Raw genomic sequence first — 25,437 nt, forward strand, 5'->3', positions numbered from 1 at the left:
ACGACAGCGCCGACGCGCAACCGATATGATCCGGTTCGCGGCGGCGGACGCTGCGCCGCGCGAAATTTGAACCGGTGAGAGCGGGCACAATGGCTGGCAAGACGCGAAAGACGTCGGCGAAGGGGGCGAAAAAGAGCGCCGCGAAGCGTGTCTCTGCAAAGCCGCGCCTGCTCGCGGGCGGCAATCCGCAGATCGCAAAAGGCTATGGCGATGCTCCGGTGCAAGCCTATATCGCCGCGATGCCCGGGTGGAAGCGCGACGTCGGGCGCAAGCTTGACGCGCTCATCGTGCGTGCCGTCCCCGGCGTGCACAAGGCGGTGAAGTGGAACTCGCCGCTCTACGGCATGGAAGGCGACGGCTGGTTCCTCGGCATCCATGTCTTCACGCGCTACGTCAAGGTGGCTTTCTTTCGCGGTGCGTCGCTGCATCCGGTGCCGCCGGGCGAGTCCAAGCAGCAGCACACGCGCTATCTCGACATTCACGAGAACGACGAGCTCGACGAAGCCCAGTTCACCGCGTGGGTGAAGCAAGCCAGTCAATTGCCCGGCGAACGGATGTGAGTGGCAACGCAGGTCAGGACCGGTAAGCAGCGGCCACGACGCGCTGTCGATGCAGCTCTGCGCGATAGAGCATTGCCTCGCCTCAGCCCTTTGGTGTTAGGCTGCACCAAAGCCCGATGAATCGCCATCGCGCTTTGGATTGTTGTCCTGGCATGATCTTTTCGGAAAACCGCTTCGCACTTTTCCGGATCATGCTCTGGTAACGTCAGAGGAAAACGTCGATGAGCGAACACACGACGGACAAGCGCGTGCGAGAGGCGTCTCGCAGGCGATTCCTTCAGGCCGGCGCAACACTGGCCGGTGGCTCCGCCATATCGGGAGTTGCCGGTTCTACCGCGCTTGCCGAACAGGGGAATAATCTTCCGCCCAATGTGCCGGAATGGATGAAAGCGCCCGGCGACCCGATGGGAAGCCAGCCCTATGGCACGCCGTCGGTTCACGAGAAGGCTGTCGTCAAGAACATCTCGAAGACGCTGCCGCAATACATCTCCGCTTCGGGCCGCACGCCGCTGCAGGAGCTCGACGGCATCATCACGCCGAACGGTTTGTTCTACGAACGCCACCATGGCGGCGTGCCGACCATCGACCCGGCCGAGCACCGGCTGGTGCTGCATGGCATGGTCGATCGCCCGCTGGTGTTCACGATGGAGGACATCCGCCGCTTTCCGTCGCAGTCGCGCATCCACTTCCTCGAGTGCTCCGGCAATCCGGTCTACACCAAGCCGTACGGCAAGACGGCCTCCGACCTCGTCGGCCTGCTGAGCTGTGCGGAATGGACCGGCGTGCCGCTCAAGACGGTGCTGGACGAGGCGGGCCTGCAGGCGGGTGCCAAATGGATCGTGGCCGAAGGCGCCGACGCGGCGGCGTTGACGCGCTCGATCCCGATCGAGAAATGCTTGGACGACGCCATGCTGGTCTACAGCCAGAATGGCGAGCGGCTGCGCCCGCAGCAGGGCTATCCGCTGCGCCTGTTGCTGCCCGGCTTCGAGGGCAACATGAACGTGAAGTGGCTGCGCCGGCTCAAGGTCGTCGCCGAGCCGGCCTATTCGCGCGAGGAGACCTCGAAATACACCGACCCGATGCCTGACGGCACGTCGCGCGAATTCACCTTCTACATGGAAGCCAAGTCGATCATCACACGGCCGTCCGGCGGGCAGAAGCTGACCGCGCAGGGCTTTCACGAGATTACCGGCATCGCCTGGAGCGGTCACGGCAAGATCAAGAGCGTCGAGGTCTCGCTCGACGAGGGCAAAAGCTGGCAGCAGGCCGAATTGCAGGAGCCGGTGTTGACGCGCGCGCTCACGCGCTTTCGCTTGCCCTGGCATTGGGACGGCAAACCTGCCGTGATCCAGAGCCGCGCCATCGACGAGACCGGATACGTGCAGCCGACGCTGGCGGAATTGGTCAAGGTGCGCGGTCTCAACTCGTTCTACCACAACAACGCGATCTGGCCCTGGCGCATCGATGCGAATGGTGAGGTGAGCAATGGCCAGGCGTAAGCTCAAGACGGCGTTCGTTGTGAGTGCGATCGCGATGCTCGCCACTGCCGGGCAGGCCGAGGATCGCTTTGGCATCGGGCGTGCGGCGACGCCTGCCGAGATCGCCGGCTGGAACATCGATATCGGCCGTGACGGCTCCAACCTGCCGCCAGGCAACGGCAGCGTCGAGCGCGGCCGCACGGTGTTCAGCGAGCAATGCGCGGCGTGCCACGGCGACAACGGGCAGGGCGGCGTCGGCGACCGCCTGGTCGGCGGACAGGGCACGCTGGCGAGCCCAAAACCGATCCGCACCGTCGGCAGCTATTGGCCCTATGCCCCGACGCTGTTCGACTACATCCGCCGCGCGATGCCGCAGAACGCGCCACAATCGCTGAGCAATGAGGACGTCTACGCGGTGTCCGCCTACATCCTCAGCCTGAACGGCATCGTGCCGGCCAATGCGGTGCTCGACGCCAAGTCGCTCGCCGCCATCAAGATGCCGAACCGCGACGGCTTCGTCTCCGATCCGCGGCCCGACGTGCACAACCACTGAGCGGCAGGCACGGCCGGCTGGCTCGCAGCATCGTGACGTCGTGGCCCCTGTGCCCGGAGGATTGCCGTCCCTATCTCCGTTTGGGGGCGGCTCGGCCGTCATCCGGCACACGTTTATGATCGATAGGAGAGGCCGCATGACCAGGTCATGGGCAGTCGCAGCCGCCATGCTGCTCGTGGGAATGACGTTCACGCCGGTCGCGGCCCAGATGTCGGAGCCGGCATATTTCGACGCGCAAAATCCCGGGCGCAGCGCGATCAACGGCGGCGCCCTGACGCCATGGGGTGAGGCCCAGGAGGCCGTGCAGCGCCGCGGCAATCCGGCGAACGCCTACGCCGCCATGCCTGCGGTGGAGCCATCTTCCGCCTGCGCGCGTTACCGTTCATTCGATCCGGCGTCCGGCACCTTCCTTGGCCGCGACGGCCGCCGCCATCCCTGCCGATAAGGCCCTGCACCGCGCTTGGCGGTGGATAAGGGCGCCGGCATTCGCCCGGCGCGCGAACGACTGGACGTTAGGCGCGTTATAGTCCGCCGATCGTGTCGGGTCCCGCCGGACCCGAGCAGCGGAGGACACCCGGCGTGACAGACGCTCTGGCCGGTTTCTGGGACCGAAAGTCGACCTCGGACCTGTTGCGGGAGGCGGCGCGGGCCGATGGCGACGCGGAGACGCCGATCTTCAGGCGCTCGCTGTCGGCGTTGCAACTGGTCACGCTCGGCATCGGCGGCATCATCGGCGCCGGCATCTTCGTGCTGACGGGCCACGCGGCCGCCGCCAATGCCGGTCCCGCGGTCACGCTCTCCTTCATGCTTGGTGCGGTGGCCTGCGCCTTCGCCGGCCTGTGCTACGCCGAGATGTCGTCGACGGTGCCGATCTGCGGCAGCGCCTACACCTATGCCTACGCCACGCTCGGCGAGCTGATCGCCTGGATCATCGGCTGGGACCTGATCCTCGAATACGCGGTCGGCGCGATCGCGGTCTCGGTCGGGTGGTCCGGCTATTTCGTCAGTCTGATGCGCGATTTCGGCATCAACCTGCCGCAGCAATTCACCTCGGCGCCGCTCGCTTACGACGTCAACACCGGCGCGTGGTCATCGACCGGTGCGGTCATCAACATCCCGGCGATGGCGATCATCGCCTTCGTGACCACGCTGCTGGTGGTCGGCATTCGCGAGTCCGCGCGCTTCACCAGCTTCGTCGTCGTGGTCAAGCTCGTTGTGATCGCGCTGTTCCTCGCTACCGCGGCTTCCTCGGTGACCCTGGCGAACTGGGTAACGGCGAGCAACCCGGAGGGCGCGCTGATCCCGCCGAATGCCGGTCCTGGCGTGTTCGGCTGGTCCGGCGTGGTCCGCGGCGCGGCGGTGGTGTTCTTCGCCTATATCGGCTTCGACGCGATCTCGACCGCGGCGCAGGAGGCGAAGACGCCGGAGCGCGACATGCCGATCGGCATTCTCGGCTCGCTCGTGATCTGCGCCACGCTCTATGTCGCGGTCGGATTCGTGCTGACCGGCATCGTGCCCTATGACCGGCTCAGCGTGCCCGATCCGATCGCCGTCGGCATCGATGCGATCGGTATCGGCTGGCTCGGTCCGTTCATCAAGCTCGGCATCCTGTTCGGATTGACATCGGTGATCCTCATCATGCTGCTGGCGCAACCGCGGATCTTTCGCGCCATGGCGCATGACGGATTGCTGCCGGGCTTTGCCGCCAAAATCCATCCGCGCTTCCAGACCCCCTATGTCTCGACCATCTTCGCCGGCACCGTGGCCGCTCTTCTCGGTGGGCTGTTGCCGATCGGGCTGGTCGGCGAACTGGTCTCGATCGGCACGCTGTTCGCGTTCACGGTGGTCTCGATCGGCACGCTGGTGCTGCGCGTGCGCGATCCGGAATTGCCGCGTCCGTTCAAGGCGCCGGCGATCTGGCTGGTGGCCCCGGCTGCCGCCGGAACTTCGCTGTTCCTGATGTTCGGCCTGCCGCTCGACACCTGGATCAGGCTCGCAGTGTGGCTCGTGATCGGGCTTGTGATCTATGCGGCCTATGGCAGACGGCACAGCCGGCTGCGGGCAGGCGGCGGGGACCGCGCGGGCCTATAGTGCGCGCGCGTGCGGCCTGCTAGATGTACGCGTTGAGATAGCACCGCAAGCCGCCACAGGCCGGCATTCCCCGGGGAGACTTCCATGCAAAATCCAACGGCAGGCGCGCGATGGATGGTCGCCGCGCTCGTCTCGATCAGCATCGCGTCGGCTGCGCCCGGTCGCGCAGCCTCGGTTGCGCCGGCCGCTGCCGAGAACGGCATGGTGGTCTCCGCGCAGCATCTCGCGACCCAGGTCGGCGTCGAGGTGTTGAAGCGGGGCGGCAATGCGGTCGATGCGGCGGTCGCCGTTGGTTACGCGCTTGCGGTGGCCTATCCCGCGGCCGGCAATCTCGGTGGCGGCGGGTTCATGACCATCCAGTTCGCCGACGGCCGCAAGACCTTCCTGGATTTCCGCGAGACCGCGCCGAAAGGCGCCACAGCCGACATGTATCTCGACAAGGACGGCAACGTTATCCCCGGCCTTTCGACCAAGGGGCATCTCGCTGTCGGCGTACCGGGCTCGGTGGCCGGGATGGAGTATGCGCGCGAGAAATACGGCACAATGAAGCGCGCTGACGTCATCGCGCCGGCGCTGCAACTGGCGGAGGATGGTTTTGTGCTCGACCAGGGCGACGTCAGCATGCTGCAGACCTCGACCAAGGACTTTCAGGACGATCCGGCCTCGGCCGCGATCTTCCTCAACAACGGCAAGCCGTTCCAGGTCGGCGAACGGCTGACGCAGCATGAGCTCGCCGAGACGCTGCGCGAGATCAGCAAGCGCGGCAGTGATGGCTTCTACAAGGGCTGGGTTGGTGCTGCGATCGTCGCCGCGAGCCAGGCCGGCAAGGGACTGCTGACGCAGGAGGATCTGGACAACTACAGGGTTCGCGAGCTGGCGCCGGTCGAATGTGACTATCGCGGTTACCACGTGGTCTCGGCGCCGCCGCCCAGTTCGGGCGGTGTGGTGATCTGCGAGATGCTCAACATCCTCGAGGGCTATCCGCTGAAGGAGCTCGGCTACCACTCGGCGCAAGCGGTGCACTACCAGATCGAGGCGATGCGCCACGCTTACGTCGATCGCAACAGCTATCTCGGCGATCCGGACTTCGTGAAAAATCCGCTCGAGCGCCTGCTCGACAAGACCTACGCCGCGAAGATCCGTGCCGCGATCGACCCGGCCAAGGCCGGTGTGTCCAGGGACATCAAGCCCGGCGTTCCGCCGCATGAGGGCAGCAACACCACGCACTATTCGATTGCCGACAAGGACGGCAATGCGGTGTCGGTCACCTACACGCTGAACGACTGGTTCGGTGCCAAGGTGACGGCGGCCAGGACCGGCGTGCTGCTCAATGACGAGATGGACGACTTCACCGCCAAGGTCGGCGTGCCGAACCTGTATGGGCTGGTGCAGGGGGAGGCCAACGCGATCGTCCCCGGCAAGCGTCCGCTGTCCTCAATGAGTCCGACCATCGTCTCCAAGGACGGCAAGCCGGTCATCGTGATGGGCACCCCGGGCGGCAGCCGCATCATCACCGCCGTGCTGCTGACGATGATCAACGCGATCGACTATGGCATGAACGCGCAGGAGGCCGTGGACATGCCGCGCTTCCACCAGCAGTGGCTTCCCGAGGTGACCAACCTCGAGGACTACACGCTGTCGCCGGATACGCGGAAGATCCTGGAGGGCATGGGCCACAAATTCGGCCCGCCGCATCCGGCCAACCACCTCGCGGTGATCATCATCGGCGCGCCGTCGCTGGGCGGCAAGCCGGTCGGCAACAACCGCTTCTATGGCGCGAACGACCCGCGGCGCAATTCGGGGCTCGCCGCGGGCTATTGATCGTGACGGCTAGCGACAATCCGTAGCCCGGATGAGCGAAGCGATATCCGGGTCTTGTTGAGCTCCCGCATGTCGCTCCGCTCGTGCGGGCTGCCGCTCCAATTGATCCGCGCTGCGGTCAGGCGACGGCAGTCGACCTGCCGTCCTTTTGCCCGCTGGTCAGCAGCAAGCGCTGGCGGATCGCGTCTTCGATCAGAGCCAGGGATTGCTTGGCTTCGCGCGCCTCGGCTTCGGCGGCCTGGGTGCGGAATTCGGCCGCATCGAGTTGCTCCTGTTGGGACTCGATGCGCCGTCGGGCTTCCTCAAGCGCCCGCGACGCATCCCTCAATTTGCGCTCGGTGGCGGCGATGATTTCGAGCTGCGCCTGTTCGGCGGCCTCGGCGCGCGCTTCGCCGGCGCGAGCCCTGTCCTCGATGCTGCGGAACAAATCCGCCGCCTGGTAGACGAGGTCCAAGGCTTCTGTGCCCATGGCCGATGCGGGTGGTCTTGGAAATCCAAGAACGTTAGGGTCGGCCGTAAATGGCCGTTTAAATCCGCGCAGTGCCATCCAAATCAGCCCGTCGCGAGTCGGTGTACGCCAACAACTTGCGGTAGTTATAGTTAACAAATCCTTAATGTGATTGGCGCGCCGGCGCTGTCCACCGGTTTCTGATGTCGCAGCACCCAAATCGTCGGCCGGATCGGGGAATCGATCCGTCCGGCCCGCGCTTTTCTTTCGTAACGTGCTCTCCGCGCAAGCGTATCGGGACCGCAGCGCTATCAGGCGCGGCGCGCGAACCGCGCAGCGCTGCAGCGAAGATCGATGCAGCCCCGCGGGCACCGCCAGTCGGCGAGGTCTGCCGATTTGGCTGCGGGCGCGAGCCGGGCTCTATGGCATAAGTTTGACGCCTGGCTTGCTTTAATTCTCCGGTGTTGAATTGCAGGTCCATGGAGCGACCGATATACCGGGCGGCCTAAGTGGCACGCAGCGCGCTCAGAACGAGCGACGTATTCGCCACGGAAATCTGGTCGATGAAATTTCTGTTGCGGTTCTTCGGGTTCCTGTTCACCGCAGGCACCATCCTGTTCCTGGCTGGTCTGGCCGCGGTCGCAGGGCTGTTCTGGCATTTCTCCAAGGACCTGCCCGAGTATTCGCAGCTCCAGAACTACGAGCCGCCGGTGATGACCCGCGTGCACGCGGCCGACGGCTCGCTGCTCGGCGAATACGCCAAGGAGCGCAGGCTTTATCTGCCGATCCAGGCGGTGCCGAAGCTCGTGATCAACGCGTTCCTCGCCGCCGAGGACAAGAATTTCTACGAGCATGGCGGCGTCGACTACACCGGCATGGCGCGCGCCGGTGTCGCCTACATCCAGAACTTCGGTTCCAACCGGCGGCCGCAGGGCGCCTCGACGATCACCCAGCAGGTCGCCAAGAACTTCCTTTTGACCAACGAGGTGTCGTTCACCCGCAAGATCAAGGAAGCCTTGCTGGCGATGCGAATCGAGCGGGCTTACTCCAAGGACAAGATCCTCGAGCTCTATCTCAACGAAATCTATCTCGGCCTTGGCGCCTACGGCATCGCGGCGGCCTCGCTGGTGTATTTCGACAAGTCCGTCAATGAGCTGACGGTCGCGGAAGCGGCCTATCTGGCGGCGCTGCCGAAAATGCCGGCCAGCCTGCATCCGGTGCGCAACCGCGCGCGCGCCGTCGAGCGCCGCAACTACGTGATCGACCGCCTGCAGGAGAACGGCTGGATCACCGCGGCCGACGCCGACAAGGCGCGCAAGGAGCCGCTGACCGTCACCAACCGCAGCAATGGCGCGCACACCTTCGCCGGCGAATATTTCTCGGAAGAAGTCCGCCGCGACATCTTCGAGCGCTATGGCGAGAAGAAGCTCTATGAGGGCGGCCTGTCGGTGCGCACCACGCTCGACCCCAAGGTCCAGGTGATGGCGCGCAAGGCCATGGTGGCTGGGCTCGTGAACTATGACGAGCAGCAGGGCTATCGCGGTGCGATCCAAAAGCTCGACCTGACCAGTGACTGGGGCGTGCCGCTCGCCGAGATCAAATCGCTGTCCGACATCTCGCCGTGGCGAATGGCGGTGGTGCTGGAGAGCAACGACCAGTCGGCACGGATCGGCTTCCAGCCGGGCCGCGAGCTCGGCGGCGCCATCAGCAAGCAGCGCGAGACCGGCATCATCACGATGGACGGCGCGCGCTGGGCCAAGAGCAAGGGCAAGACGCCGACATCGGTGGCGCAGGTGCTGCAGCCAGGCGACGTGATCTACGCCGACCCGCTCTTCAGCAAGGACGGCCAGCGCGTCGAAGGCCAGTACCGGCTGCGACAGATCCCTGAGCTGTCGGGTGCGATGGTGGCGATGGATCCGCACACCGGCCGCGTGCTGGCGATGGTCGGCGGCTTCTCGTTCGACCAGAGCCAGTTCAACCGCGCGACGCAGGCCTACCGGCAGCCCGGCTCGACCTTCAAGCCGATCGTCTATTCGTCGGCGCTCGACAACGGCTACACCGGATCGACCATGATGATCGACGCCCCGATCGAGATCGACCAGGGGCAGGGCAACATCTGGCGGCCCGAAAACTTCTCCACCGGCAAGTATCAGGGCCAGGTGACGATGCGCAACGCGCTGCGGCTGTCGCTCAACACCGTGACCGTGCGGCTGGCGCAGGAAATCGGCATGCCGCTGATCGGCGAGTATGCAAAGCGCTTCGGCGTCTATGACGAGTTGCCGAACTATCTTGCCTATGCGCTCGGCGCCGGCGAGACCACGGTGATGCGGATGGCCACGGCCTATTCGATGATCGCCAATGGCGGCGTCCGCGTGAAGCCGACCTTGATCGATCGCATCCAGGACCGTTACGGCCACACCATCTTCAAGCACGATCAGCGCGAATGCCGCGGTTGCGACGCGCCGGAGGGCTGGAAGAACCAGCCGGAGCCGCAGCTCGTCGACCGCCGCGAGCGGGTGCTCGACGCGATGTCCGCCTACCAGATCACCTCGCTGATGGAGGGCGTGATTCAGGCCGGTACCGGCACCGCGCTAAAGGACGTCGGCAAGCCGCTTGCCGGCAAGACCGGCACCTCGAACGAGGCCAAGGACCTCTGGTTCGTCGGCTTCTCGCCGGACCTCGTGGTCGGTCTCTATGTCGGCTACGACAAGCCGCGCTCGCTCGGCCGCAACGCGCAGGCCGGCCATACCGCGGCGCCGATCGCGCGCGACTTCCTGAAGCTCGCGCTGGCCGACAAGCCCGCCACCCCGTTCAAGCAGCCGGTCGGCATCCGGCTGGTCCTGGTCGATGCCAAGACCGGCCAGCGCGCCGCGCCCGGTCAGAACAGGGGCGTGGTGCTCGAAGCCTTCAAGCCGGGCCAGGCGCCGCCGGTCAATGATCCCGGGATGGTCGCCGGTACCGATGTGATCGACGGCACCCAGCAGGGCATTTCGCCGGACGCCGATCGGGCCGTGATGCGGTCGGGGACAGGCGGGCTGTACTGAGGCTTGGTGGGCAGGCCTTCGGGCCGCGATTTTCACGCCCATTCCTCGCCAACAATGCTTGCCAAGCGTGGGACCAAGCGGGTAGAAGGTCGCACTCGCGCGGGCGCTGGTTTGGCAGGCGAACCCGCTGCACCGAGATGTCCAGTCATCCAGCTAAGCTGTTGATACCACGGACGATTCTTGGGGAATGGTGTAACGGTAGCACAACAGACTCTGACTCTGTTTGTCTTGGTTCGAATCCAGGTTCCCCAGCCAGTCCGCCTCGGTGGCGTGATCATCCTCTCAAATCCCGACGAGATAGCGGGCTGCAGTTGCCGACGGAGGACCATTCGTATGTGTGCCATCACGGCATGAGGGTGGATTGGTCCGGCGTAATCCACCATGGTCTCGCGCGTGTGGTCCGGCTCGTTGCAACAGAGGTTTAGGCTGATGGACGAAATTCTCTATGCCCGCGAAGCGTCGATCGGCGTCGATGAGTTCATCGAGGTGCTGCGGCAGTCGGGCCTCGGCGAGCGGCGACCGCTGGCGGATACCGACCGGATGGAGCGCATGATCGCCAATGCGAATCTGATCGTGACGGCGCGGAAGGCGGGCAAGTTGGTCGGCGTGTCGCGCGCGCTGACCGATTTCGCCTATTGCTGCTATTTGTCGGACCTTGCGGTCGATCGCGGATACCAGGGACATGGCATCGGCAAGCGTCTGATCGCGGAAACGCGGCGCCTCGCCGGACCTGAATCGATGTGCCTGCTGTTGTCGGCGCCTGACTCGATCGGGTTCTACAAGACCATCGGCATGCCGCAGCCGGACAACGCGTTCCTCTACAAGCGGGAGCGATAACTGCGCGGCGTTACTTGATCTTGTCGTAGACCGTCGCGAAGTCGGCGAGCGGCATCGGGATGGAGATGGTTTCCTTGCCGAGATTCTGGAACGACACCTTGAGCTGCTTGCCCGATTTCAGCTGGGTCAGGACATCGGCGGCGATCGGCGTATTGATGTAGCAGCCGCGCGCCTCGCAAGTCTGGATCGGCACGTCGACGGCCTTGCCGTCGTCGACCTGCAGCTTGGCGCCGACAGGCAGGTTCAATCCGAGTGGAAGCTGGATCAGCGCCACCGGCGTGCGGGTGTCGCCGGGAACGCGGATATTGACCAGCACGATGAGCTGGCCGGTCTTGGTGAGCACCGCGGTCTGTTCCATCGCGCATTCGAGCGGAGCGTCGCGGCTCGCACTGGTGCAGCGCGCAATCCAGCCGGAATTGTTGGGGGCTGCTGTATCACCCTGAGGAGCCGCGGGCGCAGCTGCCGGAGCGGGCGCGTTCTTGCTCTTGGCCGTCTGGGCGTGGCCAGAGTGGGCCATGCCGAACGCGGTCAGCAGGACGAAGAGCGACTTGGCGACAATCTTCACGGTACCGGCTCCGAATGGACATCTTTCGGATGTGCCGGGATGCCAGCAAAGTCAAGTCACTCGGCGGCCTCCTTGACCGATCCATGCTCGTCGTCGTCAGCATCGTGGTCGGTGCGCGGCGAGCGGCCCCAGTTCGCAAACGCATTCGAGAGCCTGTCGAGATAGAGGTAGACGACCGGCGTCGTGAACAGCGTCAGCGCCTGGCTGACGATCAGGCCGCCGACCATGGCGTAGCCGAGCGGCTGGCGGATTTCCGAACCGGTGCCGGTCCCTAACATCAGCGGCACGCCGCCGAGCAAGGCGGCCATCGTCGTCATCATGATCGGGCGGAAGCGGAGCAGGGCGGCCTGGCGGATCGCCGCCACAGGCTCCATGTGCTGGTCGCGCTCGGCCGCGATCGCGAAGTCGACCATCATGATGCCGTTCTTCTTCACGATGCCGATCAAAAGGATGATGCCGATCAGCGCGATCAGCGAGAAGTCGAAGCCGGCCGCCATCAGGATCGCGAGCGCGCCGACGCCGGCCGACGGCAGCGTCGACAGAATCGTGATCGGGTGGATGTAGCTCTCATAGAGAATGCCGAGGATCAGGTAGACGACCACGAGCGCCGCGAGGATCAACAGCGGGACGGTCGACAGCGATTGCTGGAACGCCTGCGCGGTACCCTGGAAGCTCGAGCTCAGTGTCGGCGGCGCGCCGAGGTCGACCATCGCCTTCTGCACCGCTTCCGTCGCCTGGCCGAGCGCAACACCCTGCGCCAGGTTGAACGAGATGGTGATCGCCGGGAACTGGCCCTGATGGCTGATCGAGAGCGGCCGTACCGGCACGCTGGTCCAGGTCGCGAAGGTCGAGATCGGCACCTGTTCGCCGGTCAGCGGCGACTTGATGTAGATCTTGTTCAGCGTGTCGATCGCGCCCTGCAGCTCAGGCAACACCTCGAGGATGACGTGGTAGCTGTTGAGCTGGGTGAAATATTGCGTCACCTGGCGCTGGCCGAACGCGTCATAGAGCGTGTCGTCGATCAGCTGCGGCTGGATGCCATAGCGCGAGGCGGTGTCGCGGTTGATCTTCAATTCGAGCGTGGTGCCGTTGGTCTGCTGGTCGGTGGCGACGTCGCGCAGCTGCGGCAGCGTTTGCATCTTGCCGAGAATCTTCGGCGCCCATTCGTTCAATTCGGCGAGGTTGGCATCCTGCAGCGTGAATTCGAACTGGGTGCGGGTCGGGCGGCCGCCGAGGCGGACGTCCTGCGCCGCCTGCATGAACAGCCGGGCACCCTCGACCTTCTCCAGCTTCGGCCGCAGCCGGGCGATGACCTGCTGCGCGTTGGCGTCGCGATCCTTCAGCGGCTTCAGCGTGATGTACATCGCGCCGTTGTTGCCGGCGCGGCCGCTGCCGCCGATCGCCATCGCCACCGTCGCCACCGCGGGATCCTGCTGCACGATCTTGCCGAGTTCCTCCTGCTTCCGCTTCATGTCGGCGAAGGAGATGTCCTGGTTGGCTTCCGAGGTCGCGGTGATCAGGCCGACGTCCTGCTGCGGGAAGAAGCCCTTCGGGATGACGACGAACAGGTAGACTGACAGCGCCAGCGTCCCGAAGAAGATCATCAGCGTCGTGAACTTCCAGCGCAATGCGAGGTCGAGCACGCTCTGATAGCCGCGCAGCATGGCGTCGAAGCCGCGCTCGCTGAGCTGGTAGAACCGACCGTGCTTCTCGTCATTGTGGGCGCGCAGGAAGCGCGAGGCCATCATCGGGGTCAGCGTCAGCGACACGAACATCGAGACGAAGATGGTCATCGCGAGCACGACCGCGAATTCGCGGAACAGGCGGCCGATGATGCCGCCCATCAGGAGCAGCGGGATCAGCACCGCGACCAGCGAGATGCTGATCGAAACGATGGTGAAGCCGATTTCCTGCGAGCCCTTGAAGGCGGCAGCCATCGGCTTCTCGCCCTCTTCGATGTAGCGGCTGATGTTCTCCAGCATCACGATGGCGTCGTCGACCACGAAGCCGACCGCGATCGTCAGCGCCATCAGCGACAGATTGTCGAGCGTGTAGCCGAACACCCACATCAGCGCGCAGGCGCCGAGCAGCGCCAATGGCACCGTGACCGTCGGGATCACGGTCGCCCAGAAACTGCGCAGGAAGACGAAGATCACCATCACGACCAGGAAGATGGTCAGCAGCAGGGTGAACTGGACGTCCTCGACCGCCGCGCGGATCGTGGTGGTGCGGTCGCTGATCACGTCGATCTTGATCGCCGGCGGGATCGCGGCGACCAGTCGGGGCAGCGCCGCCTTGATCTTGTCGACGGTGTCGATGACGTTGGCGCCGGGCTGCTTGAAGATGACCAGGAATACGCCGCGCTTGCCGTTGGCCCAGGCGGCCTGCTTGGCGTCCTCGGGCCCGGTGACGGCCTGGCCGATGTCACGGATCCGCAGCGGCCCGCCGTTGCGGTAGGCGATGATGACGTCGTTCCACGGGCTCGCCGTGAGCAGCTGGTCGTTGGCGTAGATGGTATAGGCGCGGGTGGCGCCGTCGATGTTGCCCTTCGGACTGTCGACGGTGGCGATGTTGATCGCGGCGCGGACGTCCTCCAGCGACAGGCCCTTGGCGACGAGCTTGGCGGGGTCGATCTGGACGCGAACCGACGGCTTCTGCTGGCCGCCGATGATGACCTGCGCAACGCCCGAGATCTGGCTGATCTGCTGCGCCAGCTGGGCGTCGACGGCATCGCTGACCGTCGTCAGCGGCAGCGTGTCCGATGTCGCCGACAGCAGCATGATCGGCGAGTCCGCCGGGTTGACCTTGCGGTAGGTCGGCGGCGAGGGAAGGGTTTTTGGCAACTGGCCGCTGGCCGCGTTGATGGCGGCCTGCACGTCGTTGGCGGCGCCGTCGATGCTGCGGTTGAGGTCGAACTGGATGGTGACCGCCGCCGTGCCGAGATAGCTGGTCGAGGTCATCTGCGCGATGCCGGGGATCTGCGCGAACTGGCGTTCCAGCGGCTGGGCGACCGATGTCGCCATCGTTTCCGGGCTGGCGCCGGGCAGGGTCGCAGTGATCTGGATGGTGGGGAAGTCGACCTGCGGCAGCGGCGCGACCGGCAGCAGGGGATAGGCGACGAGACCGACGAACAGGATGCCCGCCATCAGCAGCGAGGTGCCGATGGGGAAACGAATGAATGGTGCGGAAATTCCGGCGCCGACGCTCATTCCTGCGCAACCTTCGACTGGGACGGATCCGAGCTCGCCACTGCCGTTGTCACCGGGGTTCCCGGCGAGACCTTGTACTGCCCCGCGGTGATCACCTGCTGTCCGGGCGACAGGCCCTCGTCGATCACCGACTTGCCGTCGATCGACTGGCTGACCTTGATCTTGCGAAGCTCGGCCTTGTTCTCCTGATTGACTGAATACGCGTAGAGGCCATCGGTGCCATGCTGCACCGCGTCATCCGGGACGACGGTGGCATCCTTCAAGGTCCTGACCAGAAGGCGGGTCGAGACCGACTGGCCTGGCCACAGCGCGTGGTCCTTGTTATCAAACACCGCCTTCAGCCGGACAGTCCCGCTTGACGTGTCGACCTGATTGTTGATCAGCGCCAGGGTTCCCGTGGATAGCACCCGCTTGCCGTCGGTGGTCAGGGCAATGGTCTTGGGCGGCGCCACGGCCAGCGCCGCCTTGATATCCGGCAGCTGGTCTTCCGGCGCGGTGAAGATCACCGTGATCGGCTCGATCTGGGTGATCGTGACAATGCCGGTCTGGGCCGAGGCATTGACGATGTTGCCGATATCGACCAGTCGCAGGCCGACAATCCCGTCTATCGGGGATTTGACGGTCGTGTAGTCCACCTGGGTCTGGGCGTTGAAGATGGCGGCCTCGTCAGCCGAGATCTGGGCGGTCAGCTGCGCCACCGTGGAGCGCTGGGTGTCGAGCTGCTGGCGTGTCGCGAACTCGCCGAGCCTGGTGGTGCGCTGCAGGTCGAGATTGGCGTTGGCGAGATTGGCTTCGTCCTGCGCCTTCTTGGCCTTGGCCTGGTCGAGCGTCGCCTGATAGGGCCGCGGATCGATCTCGACCAGCGTGTCGCCTGCCTTGACGAACTGGCCTTCCTTGAAAGCGATCCTGGTGATCTGACCGTCGACCCGGGTGCGGACCTGGACCGTGTTGAACGCCTGCACGGTGCCGAGGCCGGTGAGATAGACCGGGAAGTCGGCTTTCTCGACCGGCGAGATCTTGACCGGAACGGCCGGGCGTTGGGCGGATCGCTTCTGCGCGGCTTCGATCGCCTGCTGGTTGCTCGTGTGTTTCTGCCAGCCGAAATAACCGGCGGCGCCGACCGCAGCGATCACTAAAACCCAACCGATGGTGCGTGACTTTGGCATGCGGACTCTTGGGTTCGACATAACAATAAAGGCTGATCGAAACGGTTCACAGAGCTTGCGGATATAATATGCGTGCACTTAATGTGTAAACACACCAAGGCTTGAGAATCCTAAACATTTGGAAAGGTTTAGGTCAGAAACGAGCAGAAACAATTCGCCTGGGAAACGCACCGAGGACCCCTATGTCGCTCGATCTCAAACGCCAATTTATCGCGCAGCTCGTCGAGAGTTCCCGACTGCTGCGCAATTATATCGATCATCGCGCCAAGGCGCGAGGCACCACGCGCGCGCAATGGATCGTGCTGTTCCGCCTGCGCGAGCAGGAGGGACTGTCCCAGGTCGATCTCGCCGACGTCCTCGAATTGCAGCCGATCTCGCTGGTGCGGCTGCTCGACCGCCTCGTCGAGCATGGCCTGCTCGAACGCCGTCCCGATCCCAGGGATCGCCGTGCCAATCGCCTGTTCCTGACCAGGAGCGGGCGCCGCCTCGTCGACGATCTCGACAGTCTGCGCGACGCGATCGCCGGCGATGTGCTGCGCGACGTCTCGGACAAGCATGTCGAAAGCGGCCTCGCCACGCTGCGCGAGGTCAAGGATCGCATTAAGGCGCTCGGCGAGGAGGCGGAGCGCATCGCTGCGAAATAGCGCATCTCATCGCGCGCAGCTTCCTTCGCTCCATCCATTCAACCGTCGCAGCGTGCGCGAGCCGGTTGAATCGTCGCGGGATGTCGTTCATATCGCGCGGCAACGATGCGAGAGGACGAGGGCTGCGATGGATGAGTTGAACGGGCGCATGATGGCATGCCAGATCCTGGTCACCGGATTGATCGCGCGCGTCGCCAACGAGCAGCGGGATCCGCTGCGCTTTCTCACCGACTTCCGCGACGAGATCAAAGCGGTCGTCAACGGCGTCAACATCGCCGGCCTCGAGAACAGCGACCGCGTGCGGCAGGTCGCGCAGCGGACGATCGACGAGCTGTTTTCGCTGATGAAGCCGCCAAGCGCCGAGTAATCGCGTGGACGCATGGACAGCGCCCGCAAGCGGCGATCAATGACGGGCAGCTCTGATTTAGAACGATTATTAGAACGCTTAAAAACTTTACTTTAGAACGATTTCAAACCGTAGATTAGAATCGCTTTGAATTGGGGCGATTCAAGCCGACTGTTGCGCTCACCGCATTGATAAAAAAGGTCACGCTCGATAACCGATGGAGACAGTTCGTCGCAGCTTCATTTCGCGAACGAGCTGATTTTTCTGGGGCGAGCAAGACATGAGCAATGTGAAGGCGCCGAGATCGCTGCGCTTCGATGCAGCGATCGGTTCGGCTGATGACACCGGTTATTCCGCCACGAAGGTCTCCGCAGTCGCGAGCCTGATCGCGGTGGCGTCGTTTTCGGGGGCCGAAGCGCAGCAATCCAACCTGCCGCCGGTGAACGTCGATGCCCCGGTCGCTCGCCCGCGGCCCGTGACGTCAAGGCCCACTGCGGACCAGGTCCGCGCCCGCAACGCGCTGCGCCGCGCCGCGCGACGTAACAACCAGCAGGCACAGCAGGCGCCGGTGCCATTTCCCAACGCCGGCGGTCTTCCCGCCGACCGCGATCCGTACGCGGATCCGGCCGCGCCGTACAAGGGCGACCGTTTGCAGTCGTCCGGGAAATATCCCGAGCCGATCCTGAACACGCCGAAATCGGTCACGGTGCTGACCAAGGACGTGCTCGAAGACAAGAACGCCACCTCGCTGAAGTCGGCGATCCTGTCGACGGCCGGCGTCACGCTCGGCACGGGCGAGGGCGGCAATGCCTTCGGCGACCGCTTCTTCATCCGCGGTTTCGATGCGCGCAACGACATCTTCATCGACGGCGTGCGCGACTCCGGCGTCAGCGTCCGCGAGAACTTCTTCACCGAGCAGGTCGAGATCCTGCGCGGCCCGGGCTCGTCCTTTGCCGGCCGCGGCACCACCGGCGGCGCGATCAACATCGTCACCAAACAGGCGACGACGCAGAACAGCTTCTACAACATGGACACCACGTTCGGCACCGATCGCACCAAGCGCGTGACGCTCGATGTCAACCAGGTGATCAGCCCGACACTGGCGATCCGCGCCGGCGGCCTGTTCCAGGATGCCGGCGTCGCCGGCCGCAGCTATGTCACCGACGACCGCAACGGCGCGTTCGTCGCCGGCACGTGGAAGCCGGTCGACGCGGTGAAGATCACCGGCAACTACATCCACACCGAGCTCACCGGCATCCCGGATTTCGGCGTGCCGTACTATCGGCCGAGCACCGCGAGCACGGCCGGCGGTCCGTTCCCGGATTTCGGCGTCAACCGCAACAATTTCTACGGCTTCGTCAACCGCGACTTCTTCAGGACCGGGCAGGACATCGGCACGATCAATGCCGAGGTGCAGATCACGCCGGACCTCGTGGTCAGCAACAAGATCCGGGAATCGCGTTCGACCCAGAACTACATCGGCACGCTGCCGGAAGCGCCGACGCTGGCCGCCGGCGCTCCGTTCACGGCGTATACGCTGAGCGCCAATCCGCAAAGCCGCTACCAGGTCACGGACGTGTTCGCCAACCAGACCGAGGCGACCTACAAATCGGTCGACGGCCTCGGCTTCAAGCACACGACGACGGCCGGCGTCGAATACGACAACGAGCGGTCCTCGATCGACAGATATCTCGGCCTGAGCTCGGAAATAACGACCGGCACATCGGCTTTCACGGGAAGCGGATCGCTCTCCGGCGTCAGCGTGTTCAATCCGCAATACACCAACATTCCGTTCCCGATTCCGTCGGGGTTGTCCGGGATGCCGACCAAGATCGGGATCGACACCACCAGCGGCTACATCATGGATACCGCGAACTACAATGACTTCGTGATCCTCAATGGCGGCATCCGCTACGACGACTACAAGATCAACACGTCAGGATATCTGACGTCGGGCAATAGGACCACATTCGGCAGTCAGTCGGCTGACTTCGGGATGCCGAACTTCAACCTCGGCCTTACCTTGAAGCCGCTGCCGAACGGCAGCGTCTATGCGGCCTATGCGACCTCGTCGAACCCTGTCGGCGCCGAGTTCGACGGTACCAGCACTGCGTATGGCGGCCTGTCTCCGGTGTTGAACGGCGGCAATACCCAGATCTTCGGGCCGGAAAAGAACAAGGCGATCGAAGTCGGCACCAAGTGGGAATTGTTCGATCGTCATCTGCTGGTGACGGCGGCGCTGTTCCAGACCGAGAAGGAAAATGCGCGCGAATCGCAGAACGTGAACAACGCAACCGCGGCCGCGGCGCTCGGCTGCTCCTATCCGACCGGGACGACCGGCAATATCTCCTGCATCACCGCGGGCGCGGCCTACCGCATCCGCGGCATCGATTTCGGCGTCGGCGGCAAGATCACCGACAAATGGAGTGTGTTCGGCGGTCTCGTGCTGATGCAGTCGGCAGTGACGAGGTCGCTCGCGCCGCCGGCCAACACCATCCTGTATTCCAGCAATGTCGGACTGCCGCTCGCCAACGTCGCGCATCAGTCGTTCAGCATGCTGACCAAGTACCAGCTCACCGACATGTGGGAGCTTGGCGGGCAGGCGGTGTATCGCTCGAAGGTCTATGGCGGCACGCTGCTCGCGGCCAACCAGGGTACCTCGATCCCGAGCTACTGGCGCTTCGACGCCTTTGCCGAAGCGAAGATCGACAAGCACTGGACCATGAAGCTGTTCGTCAACAACATCTTCGACAAGCGCTACTACGACGCGCTGTACCAGAGCGCGGCGCCGTTCGTGCTCGAAGCGCCGGGACGCGCCGCGTATCTGGTTGTTTCTGCGCGTTACTGACGGAGGCTTCGCGGCACGAGATGCTGGTCTGTGTTCCCAACGTATTGAGCAAGGCTGATGTGGCGGACTTCCGCCGCATCATGGCGCAAGCCGAATGGGAGGACGGCCGCTCGACCGCCGGCGCCGCGTCCGCGATGGTCAAGCGCAACGAGCAGCTGCCGCCCGACAGCGAGGTCGCGCGGCAGCTCGGCAACCGCATCCTGTCGGCGCTGTCGGCGAGCCCGCGCTTCATCTCGGCGGCGATCCCGCTTAGAATCTTTCCACCCTTGTTCAACCGCTATGCCGCCAGCGACGGGCACCATTTCGGCCTGCACGTCGACAATGCGGTGCGCGGCGACAGGCTGACCGGCATGAGGATCCGCACCGACCTCTCGGTCACGCTGTTTTTATCGGAGCCGGAGGACTACGACGGCGGCGAGCTCGTCATCGAAGACCTCTACGGATCCCATGAAATCAAGCTGCCGGCGGGCGATCTGGTAGTTTATCCTGCTTCCAGTTTGCATCTGGTCACGCCGGTCACGCGGGGGACGCGGGTAGCGTCTTTTTTCTGGCTGCAGAGCATGGTACGGGATGCACACGCGCGCAGCCTGATCTTTGATCTCGATACCGCGATCCAGGCTCTGGTGGAGCGGCTGGGGCGCGATGACCCCGAAACGGTCAAATTGACCGGGATTTATCACAACCTGATCCGTCACTGGGCTGAAGTGTAACTAATGATGACATTCAAGTTCCCCGCTGCATCCGCCATGATCGCCTCGCTGGCGATGCTGATGCTGGCCGCGCCGTCTTCGGCGCAGCAGCAAACGGCGCCTGTAGCGCAGCCCGCACCCGTGACCCGGCCTCAGCCCGTACCCGCGGCCCAGCCGGCGGCAGCCCAGCCTGCGGCGGCTGCCCAGGCCGCGCCGGTGGCCGCCCAGCCGGCACAAGCGGCGCCGCAGGCACAGGCCGCGCCGGCCCCTGCCGCGGCGGCTCCGGCTCCGACGGCGAACGAGGCGTCCCTGGCCGCGCCCGCGAGCGGCGACGGCAAGTCGCTGAAGTCGACGTCGACCGGCCTGCACGAATTGTCGCCGTGGAATATGTTCTTGAACGCCGACATCATCGTGAAGGCGGTGATGCTCGGTCTGGCATTCGCGTCGCTCGTCACGTGGACGGTGTTCATCGCCAAGATGGTCGAGCTGACGGTAGCGCAGCGTAAGCTGCGTGGCGCGCTGGCCAAGATCGCTGAATCGCGCTCGCTGGCCGAAGCGCAGTTCGCGCTCGGCGCCAAGGGCAGCGTGCTGTCGTCGTTCATCGCTGCTGCGATGCGCGAGGGGCGCCTGTCGGCGGGCATCTCGAGCGACAGCGGCGTCAAGGAGCGCGCGGCGTCGAGCTTCGCCGAGATCGTGCGCGCCGAAGCCCGCAAGATCCGCATCGGCATGGGCCTGCTCGCGACGATCGGCGCGACGTCGCCCTTCGTCGGCCTGTTCGGCACCGTCTGGGGCATCATGAACAGCTTCATCGGCATTTCGAAGTCGCAGACGACCAACCTTGCCGTGGTGGCGCCGGGCATCGCGGAAGCGCTGCTCGCGACCGCGATCGGCCTCGTCGCGGCGATCCCCGCGGTCATCATCTACAACCATTTCTCGCGCGTCACGAAGGTCTATCTCGAGTTGGTCAACCGCGCCTCGGGTGCCGCAGGACGGCTGTTGTCGCGCGATCTCGACCGCACCCATGGCGACGTTCCGCGCAACGCGCATGCGCGCGCCGCGGCGGCGGAGTAGGCGATGGCAGTCTCGATCTCCGAGAACGATGCCGACGACGATTTCGCGGAATCCCACGAGATCAACGTCACGCCGTTCATCGACGTCATGCTGGTGCTGCTGATCATCTTCATGGTGGCGGCACCGCTTTCGACCGTCGATCTTCCGATCGATCTGCCGACCTCCAGCGCGACGCCGCAGAAGAAGCCGGACAAGCCGACCTATCTCAGCATCAAGCCCGATCTGACGCTGGCGATCGGGGAGAACGCGGTGAAGCGCGTCGACCTGGTCAATTCGCTGGATGCCGTGCCCGACATGAGCCGGGACAAATACGTGTTCCTGCGGGCCGATCGGATGGTACCCTATGGCGAGCTGATGGGCGTGATGGAGCTGCTGCGCGCCGGCGGCTACACGCACGTGAAGCTGGTCGCGCTCGAGGGCGTTCCGGGAGCGCCCGCGGCGGCGCAGGCCGATCCTGCCAAACCCTGACGGCGAACGCGATGTCCACCAACCCCGATCTCGACCTGCGGACCTCGAAGCGGCTCTGGGTGATCGCTGCCGTGACGGCGGTCGGGCTGCATCTGGGCGGCGCCGCGCTGGCGCTGACCAATTTGCGCGGCGACGATGGCGAGGGGCTCGGCGCTGCCGGCGCGGAATACGCCGTCGAGCTCGCCTCGGCGGATGTGCCCGACGATGCGGCACCGCCGGGCGCGCCGGCTGACGAGCAGCAGGCCGTGCAGGAAATGGCGCAACAGAAGGCCGAGGTGAAGGACACCGACCTGCCTCAGGAAAAGCCGGTGGAGTCCGACGACCCCGATCGCATCGTGACGGAAGACACTGCCAAGAAGCAGAAGGAGGAGGAGGCCAAGGTCGCCAAGGTCGAGACCAACGCGCAGGAAGCGCAGCAGGCCTCGGAGGCGGCCGCGCCGACCAAGCTGGAGGACGCGCGTCAGTCGGAAACCACCAAGGCACCCAACCCAGGCATCGGCAAGGACAAGCTGCTGCTGACCGCCAAGTGGGGCAAGAAGATCAGCGCCTATCTCGACCTGCACAAGAAATTCCCGGAGAAGGGCAAGGCCAAGGAGGCCAAGGTGAAGGTCGCCCTGGTGCTGAATCGTCTGGGCAAGGTGCTGTCGGTTGCCGTGCTGGAATCGTCCGGAGATGCCGCCTTTGACGACGCGGCGATCTCGATGGTCCACCGGTCCGATCCGGTCCCGGCGCCGCCGGCCGACCTGACCGACGATCAGTTCTCGTTCAGCCTCGACGTCAATTACAACAAGCCGAAGAAGTAGCGCGCCGCGGCTGGCTGCGATCAGACCCGGCGTCATTGCGGGGCGCGACAAGTCGCGAACCCGGAATCCATTTCTCCATTGAATGTGCCGCTGGTCGATTCCTGGTTCGCCGTTTCACGCGGCCCGGAACGACGTTGCCTCAGCTCTTCTTCACCAGCGGGCAGACGCTCTTCTCGAGCGGGAGGAAGGCCTCGTCCGCGGGGATGGTGGCGACCAGCTTGTAATAGTCCCACGGATATTTCGCGTCCGACGGCTTCTTCACCTCGAACAGATAGGCGGGGTGGATCTTGCGGCCGTCGACGCGGATCGAGCCCTTGCCGAACAGGGGATCGTCGGTCGGCATCTCCTTCATCTTGGCGACCACGGCGCGACCGTCATGCGGATTGCCGCCGAGCGCTTCCAGCGCCTTGAAATAGTGGATCAGCGAGGAATAGACGCCGGCCTGCACCATGGTCGGCGGGTTCTTCTTGAAGCGCTCCATGAAGCGCTTGGAGAAGGCGCGGGTCTGGTCGTTCATGTCCCAGTAGAACGTCTCGGTGAAGTTCAGCCCCTGCGCGACGTTGAGGCCGAGCGCGTTGATGTCGGTGATGAACAGCAGCATGCCGGCAAGCCGCTGGCCGCCCGAGACGATGCCGAATTCCGCGGCCTGCTTGATCGCGTTGGTGGTGTCGCCGCCGGCGTTAGCGAGCCCGACGATCTTGGCCTTCGAGCTTTGCGCCTGCAGCAGGAAGGACGAGAAGTCGGCATTGTTGAGCGGATGCTTGACGCTGCCGAGCACCTTGCCGCCATTCGCGGTGACCACCGCCGAGGTGTCGCGCTCGAGCGCCTGGCCGAACGCATAGTCCGCGGTGAGGAAGAACCAGGTGTCGCCGCCGGATTTGACCAGCGCCTTGCCGGTGCCGTTGGCGAGCATGTAGGTGTCATAGACCCAGTGCACCGTGTTCGGCGAACACTGCGCGCCAGTGAGATCGGACGAGGCGGAGCCCGAGTTCAGGTTGACGACGTTCTTCTCCTTCGAAAGGTTGGCAATCGCGAGCCCGACATTGGAGGCCGCGAGATCGACGAACACGTCGACCTTCTCGACGTCGATCCACTGCTTGCCGATATTGACCGCGACATCGGGCTTGTTCTGGTGATCGGCCGAGATCAGATCGATCTTCCAGCCCTTCGCCAGCAGCCCGGAATCCTCGATCGCCATCTGCGCCGCCACCGTCGAGCCGGGACCGCCGATATCCTGATAGAGGCCGGACTGATCGCCGAGCGCGCCGACCTTGGCGACCTTGTCCATCGTCTGCGCCGACGCACCGCCGCAGAACGCAAGACTCGTGGCCATGACCAAGGCCGTCGTGACCGAGGCTGCAATGGAACGCTTCATCTTCCCTCCAGTATGATTTTGCTTTTGAGTTCCGGATTATGCCCGGCATCGGGTGCATCGCCTAGAGCGCCGGCGCGTTTCATCGTGCGCTATATTCCGCGCCGCGGCGATTGCGCAGCCGGTGACGCGCGACGGGATGCCGCGGTGCGCGGAGTTCGATCATCGGACGCGGATAGGGTGAAGCGCGGACGGCGCTATTTCCAGTAGTACCGGATCGCGACGTAGACCACGACGAGGCAGGCGAAGATCAGTGCCACCGGCATCGAACGCTTGGCGTTCGGGTCGGAGGTGCTCGTCTTCTTGGGGGGCAGGCGGCGGAACGTCGTGACGTTGCCATTGTCGGCGACCGGCTCGCGCGCGCGCGCCGGAACCTCCGGCGCTTTGCCGGCGCCGCCCATCTCGACATAGTAGGTGCGGTACATCTCCTGGATGGTCGCCTCGCCGGCGTCGGCTTCGCTCATCTGTCCCAGCAGCTTGTTGTAAATGGCCAGGAAATTCTGCGCCTCAGGCGGCAAGGCGGAGGCGCCGTTCAGCTTGGCCATCATCTTCCAGGTCGCAAAGTCGGCCCGCGCTCGGGTGTCGGCGCGTCGTGCAATCAGCATATCGGCAGCTTTGATCACCATGGCCTCGAAGCGTTCCTGTCCTCAACGCGCGACCCGGAAAAATGGCTACCGGTTTTCGGTCGGGTCGTGCGCAGATCAAGGCTATGTGTTTCCGGTAATGAGGAGAAGGGCGTTGATTACATAGCCGGTCAGAGTTCGCAGTATCGTTGAAATAACATCAAGATTTAGGCCGACTTGCTGGCCAATCACCGGCAGCAGGATCAACAGCCCGATCAGGATCAGCATGCCGTAGGGCTCCAGCCGGGCGAGCGGGATCGCCAGCGGCCTTGGCAACAGCCCGACCGCGACCCGGCCGCCGTCCAGCGGCGGGATCGGCATCATGTTGAAGATCGCGAGCACGATATTGATCAGGAAGGCGTTTTTCAGATTGTCCGCGGTCCATTTTGCGGCATCGGCCGGCACCAATGGCAGCGCGTGGAATGCCAGCGCCGCGGCGATCGCCAGGATGATGTTGGTGGCCGGGCCGGCCAGCGCCACCCACACCATGTCGAGCTTGGGATGATTGAGCTTGCGGAAGTTCACCGGCACCGGCTTGGCGTAGCCGAACAGGAACGGCGAATGCGCGAACAGCAGCACTGCAGGCAGGATCAGCGTGCCGAACGGATCGATGTGCTTCAGCGGGTTGAAGCTGACGCGGCCGAGCTGCCAGGCGGTGTCGTCGCCGAGCCGATGAGCGACGAAGCCGTGCGCGGCTTCGTGAAACGTGATCGCAATGACGACCGGCAATACCCAGACGGAGATGTCATAGAGGGAGATGTTCAATGGCCTGCCGCCTCGGGTTCGCTGGGACCGGACCTC

22 protein-coding genes and 1 tRNA gene are annotated in these 25,437 nt (G+C 64.5%); 16 read left to right on the forward strand and 7 right to left on the reverse strand.

Going from position 1 to position 25,437, the window contains the following annotated elements; genetic code table 11:
- The first annotated feature begins 89 nt into the window (after positions 1-89).
- The 6 genes from ACVI1L_RS31140 (at position 90) to ggt (ending at position 6,503) form a co-directional block, all read left to right on the forward strand.
- Entirely contained in the window at positions 90-560 is a 471-nt protein-coding gene (locus ACVI1L_RS31140; protein WP_310884792.1) for a DUF1801 domain-containing protein, read from the forward strand.
- 221 nt (positions 561-781) lie between these two features.
- Positions 782-2,059, forward strand: coding sequence for a sulfite dehydrogenase (gene soxC / locus ACVI1L_RS31145; RefSeq protein WP_456784645.1), 1,278 nt, complete (start codon positions 782-784; stop codon positions 2,057-2,059).
- 34 nt (positions 2,060-2,093) lie between these two features.
- Positions 2,094-2,591 (forward strand): c-type cytochrome, encoded by a 498-nt coding sequence (locus ACVI1L_RS31150; protein WP_225641599.1) that lies wholly within the window; start codon positions 2,094-2,096, stop codon positions 2,589-2,591.
- A 136-nt stretch (positions 2,592-2,727) separates the two neighbouring features.
- Positions 2,728-3,036 carry a BA14K family protein gene (locus tag ACVI1L_RS31155; protein ID WP_141340573.1) on the forward strand — a complete coding sequence of 103 codons (309 nt, stop codon included), beginning with the start codon at positions 2,728-2,730 and terminating at the stop codon, positions 3,034-3,036.
- A gap of 146 nt (positions 3,037-3,182) precedes the next feature.
- Positions 3,183-4,682, forward strand: a complete 1,500-nt coding sequence (locus ACVI1L_RS31160) for an amino acid permease (RefSeq protein ID WP_456785633.1) — start codon at positions 3,183-3,185, stop codon at positions 4,680-4,682.
- Positions 4,683-4,766: 84 nt separating this feature from the next.
- On the forward strand, positions 4,767-6,503 hold the full coding sequence (gene ggt, locus ACVI1L_RS31165; RefSeq protein WP_456784646.1) for a gamma-glutamyltransferase: 1,737 nt from the start codon (positions 4,767-4,769) through the stop codon (positions 6,501-6,503).
- 118 nt (positions 6,504-6,621) lie between these two features.
- Here ggt and ACVI1L_RS31170 read toward each other — a convergent pair whose 3' ends face one another.
- Positions 6,622-6,957: a hypothetical protein gene (locus tag ACVI1L_RS31170; RefSeq protein WP_456784647.1), complete on the reverse strand. Its 336-nt coding sequence runs from the start codon at positions 6,955-6,957 to the stop codon at positions 6,622-6,624.
- A 557-nt stretch (positions 6,958-7,514) separates the two neighbouring features.
- Between ACVI1L_RS31170 and ACVI1L_RS31175 the strand changes: the two genes are divergently transcribed.
- The 3 genes from ACVI1L_RS31175 (at position 7,515) to ACVI1L_RS31185 (ending at position 10,832) form a co-directional block, all read left to right on the forward strand.
- Positions 7,515-9,995 (forward strand): penicillin-binding protein 1A, encoded by a 2,481-nt coding sequence (locus ACVI1L_RS31175; RefSeq protein ID WP_456784648.1) that lies wholly within the window; start codon positions 7,515-7,517, stop codon positions 9,993-9,995.
- A 181-nt stretch (positions 9,996-10,176) separates the two neighbouring features.
- Positions 10,177-10,250 (forward strand) — tRNA-Gln (locus ACVI1L_RS31180).
- A 174-nt stretch (positions 10,251-10,424) separates the two neighbouring features.
- Positions 10,425-10,832 (forward strand): GNAT family N-acetyltransferase, encoded by a 408-nt coding sequence (locus ACVI1L_RS31185; RefSeq protein WP_018271115.1) that lies wholly within the window; start codon positions 10,425-10,427, stop codon positions 10,830-10,832.
- Between the two features lie 10 nt (positions 10,833-10,842).
- On the opposite strand, the gene ACVI1L_RS31190 is transcribed toward ACVI1L_RS31185, so the two are convergent.
- The 3 genes from ACVI1L_RS31190 to ACVI1L_RS31200 form a co-directional block, all read right to left on the reverse strand.
- Positions 10,843-11,349 carry an invasion associated locus B family protein gene (locus ACVI1L_RS31190; protein WP_225160697.1) on the reverse strand — a complete coding sequence of 169 codons (507 nt, stop codon included), beginning with the start codon at positions 11,347-11,349 and terminating at the stop codon, positions 10,843-10,845.
- Between the two features lie 104 nt (positions 11,350-11,453).
- On the reverse strand, positions 11,454-14,606 hold the full coding sequence (locus ACVI1L_RS31195; RefSeq protein ID WP_310884787.1) for an efflux RND transporter permease subunit: 3,153 nt from the start codon (positions 14,604-14,606) through the stop codon (positions 11,454-11,456).
- A complete protein-coding gene (locus ACVI1L_RS31200) occupies positions 14,603-15,772 on the reverse strand; it encodes an efflux RND transporter periplasmic adaptor subunit (protein WP_456784649.1) in 1,170 nt (389 codons plus the stop codon). The genes ACVI1L_RS31195 and ACVI1L_RS31200 overlap by 4 nt, the downstream gene beginning before the upstream one ends.
- A gap of 182 nt (positions 15,773-15,954) precedes the next feature.
- Here ACVI1L_RS31200 and ACVI1L_RS31205 point away from each other — a divergent pair, with 182 nt between their 5' ends.
- The 7 genes from ACVI1L_RS31205 (at position 15,955) to ACVI1L_RS31235 (ending at position 22,641) form a co-directional block, all read left to right on the forward strand.
- Positions 15,955-16,416: a MarR family winged helix-turn-helix transcriptional regulator gene (locus tag ACVI1L_RS31205; RefSeq protein WP_016841339.1), complete on the forward strand. Its 462-nt coding sequence runs from the start codon at positions 15,955-15,957 to the stop codon at positions 16,414-16,416.
- Between the two features lie 127 nt (positions 16,417-16,543).
- Complete coding sequence (locus ACVI1L_RS31210; protein ID WP_028344615.1) at positions 16,544-16,783, forward strand: hypothetical protein; 240 nt, start codon at positions 16,544-16,546, stop codon at positions 16,781-16,783.
- Between the two features lie 259 nt (positions 16,784-17,042).
- A complete protein-coding gene (locus tag ACVI1L_RS31215) occupies positions 17,043-19,610 on the forward strand; it encodes a TonB-dependent receptor (protein WP_456784650.1) in 2,568 nt (855 codons plus the stop codon).
- Between the two features lie 20 nt (positions 19,611-19,630).
- A complete protein-coding gene (locus ACVI1L_RS31220; protein WP_028334318.1) occupies positions 19,631-20,320 on the forward strand; it encodes a Fe2+-dependent dioxygenase in 690 nt (229 codons plus the stop codon).
- A gap of 3 nt (positions 20,321-20,323) precedes the next feature.
- Positions 20,324-21,370 carry a tonB-system energizer ExbB gene (gene exbB, locus ACVI1L_RS31225; protein WP_456784651.1) on the forward strand — a complete coding sequence of 349 codons (1,047 nt, stop codon included), beginning with the start codon at positions 20,324-20,326 and terminating at the stop codon, positions 21,368-21,370.
- Positions 21,371-21,373: 3 nt separating this feature from the next.
- Positions 21,374-21,838 (forward strand): TonB system transport protein ExbD, encoded by a 465-nt coding sequence (exbD, locus tag ACVI1L_RS31230; RefSeq protein ID WP_456784652.1) that lies wholly within the window; start codon positions 21,374-21,376, stop codon positions 21,836-21,838.
- Positions 21,839-21,849: 11 nt separating this feature from the next.
- Complete coding sequence (locus tag ACVI1L_RS31235) at positions 21,850-22,641, forward strand: TonB family protein (RefSeq protein WP_057019725.1); 792 nt, start codon at positions 21,850-21,852, stop codon at positions 22,639-22,641.
- A 139-nt stretch (positions 22,642-22,780) separates the two neighbouring features.
- Here the strand turns inward: ACVI1L_RS31235 and ACVI1L_RS31240 are convergent, their stop codons facing one another.
- The 3 genes from ACVI1L_RS31240 to ACVI1L_RS31250 form a co-directional block, all read right to left on the reverse strand.
- Positions 22,781-24,016: an ABC transporter substrate-binding protein gene (locus ACVI1L_RS31240; RefSeq protein ID WP_456784653.1), complete on the reverse strand. Its 1,236-nt coding sequence runs from the start codon at positions 24,014-24,016 to the stop codon at positions 22,781-22,783.
- A gap of 194 nt (positions 24,017-24,210) precedes the next feature.
- Positions 24,211-24,618 carry a hypothetical protein gene (locus tag ACVI1L_RS31245; RefSeq protein WP_057020029.1) on the reverse strand — a complete coding sequence of 136 codons (408 nt, stop codon included), beginning with the start codon at positions 24,616-24,618 and terminating at the stop codon, positions 24,211-24,213.
- 102 nt (positions 24,619-24,720) lie between these two features.
- Entirely contained in the window at positions 24,721-25,401 is a 681-nt protein-coding gene (locus ACVI1L_RS31250) for a site-2 protease family protein (protein ID WP_038384092.1), read from the reverse strand.
- Positions 25,402-25,437: the final 36 nt, after the last annotated feature.

Source organism: Bradyrhizobium sp. USDA 4516, from assembly GCF_054055915.1.

Bases quoted from the DNA above. Each gene is read 5' to 3' on its own strand.
- ACVI1L_RS31200 (WP_456784649.1), bottom strand. From the start codon at position 15,772: ATGCCAAAGTCACGCACCATCGGTTGGGTTTTAGTGATCGCTGCGGTC.
- ACVI1L_RS31245 (WP_057020029.1), bottom strand. From the start codon at position 24,618: ATGCTGATTGCACGACGCGCCGACACCCGAGCGCGGGCCGACTTTGCG.
- soxC (WP_456784645.1), top strand. From the start codon at position 782: ATGAGCGAACACACGACGGACAAGCGCGTGCGAGAGGCGTCTCGCAGG.
- exbB (WP_456784651.1), top strand. From the start codon at position 20,324: ATGATGACATTCAAGTTCCCCGCTGCATCCGCCATGATCGCCTCGCTG.
- ACVI1L_RS31185 (WP_018271115.1), top strand. From the start codon at position 10,425: ATGGACGAAATTCTCTATGCCCGCGAAGCGTCGATCGGCGTCGATGAG.
- ggt (WP_456784646.1), top strand. From the start codon at position 4,767: ATGCAAAATCCAACGGCAGGCGCGCGATGGATGGTCGCCGCGCTCGTC.
- exbD (WP_456784652.1), top strand. From the start codon at position 21,374: ATGGCAGTCTCGATCTCCGAGAACGATGCCGACGACGATTTCGCGGAA.
- ACVI1L_RS31150 (WP_225641599.1), top strand. From the start codon at position 2,094: ATGCTCGCCACTGCCGGGCAGGCCGAGGATCGCTTTGGCATCGGGCGT.
- ACVI1L_RS31195 (WP_310884787.1), bottom strand. From the start codon at position 14,606: ATGAGCGTCGGCGCCGGAATTTCCGCACCATTCATTCGTTTCCCCATC.
- ACVI1L_RS31240 (WP_456784653.1), bottom strand. From the start codon at position 24,016: ATGAAGCGTTCCATTGCAGCCTCGGTCACGACGGCCTTGGTCATGGCC.
- ACVI1L_RS31155 (WP_141340573.1), top strand. From the start codon at position 2,728: ATGACCAGGTCATGGGCAGTCGCAGCCGCCATGCTGCTCGTGGGAATG.
- ACVI1L_RS31190 (WP_225160697.1), bottom strand. From the start codon at position 11,349: ATGGCCCACTCTGGCCACGCCCAGACGGCCAAGAGCAAGAACGCGCCC.
- ACVI1L_RS31175 (WP_456784648.1), top strand. From the start codon at position 7,515: ATGAAATTTCTGTTGCGGTTCTTCGGGTTCCTGTTCACCGCAGGCACC.
- ACVI1L_RS31140 (WP_310884792.1), top strand. From the start codon at position 90: ATGGCTGGCAAGACGCGAAAGACGTCGGCGAAGGGGGCGAAAAAGAGC.
- ACVI1L_RS31215 (WP_456784650.1), top strand. From the start codon at position 17,043: ATGAGCAATGTGAAGGCGCCGAGATCGCTGCGCTTCGATGCAGCGATC.
- ACVI1L_RS31205 (WP_016841339.1), top strand. From the start codon at position 15,955: ATGTCGCTCGATCTCAAACGCCAATTTATCGCGCAGCTCGTCGAGAGT.
- ACVI1L_RS31210 (WP_028344615.1), top strand. From the start codon at position 16,544: ATGGATGAGTTGAACGGGCGCATGATGGCATGCCAGATCCTGGTCACC.
- ACVI1L_RS31235 (WP_057019725.1), top strand. From the start codon at position 21,850: ATGTCCACCAACCCCGATCTCGACCTGCGGACCTCGAAGCGGCTCTGG.
- ACVI1L_RS31220 (WP_028334318.1), top strand. From the start codon at position 19,631: ATGCTGGTCTGTGTTCCCAACGTATTGAGCAAGGCTGATGTGGCGGAC.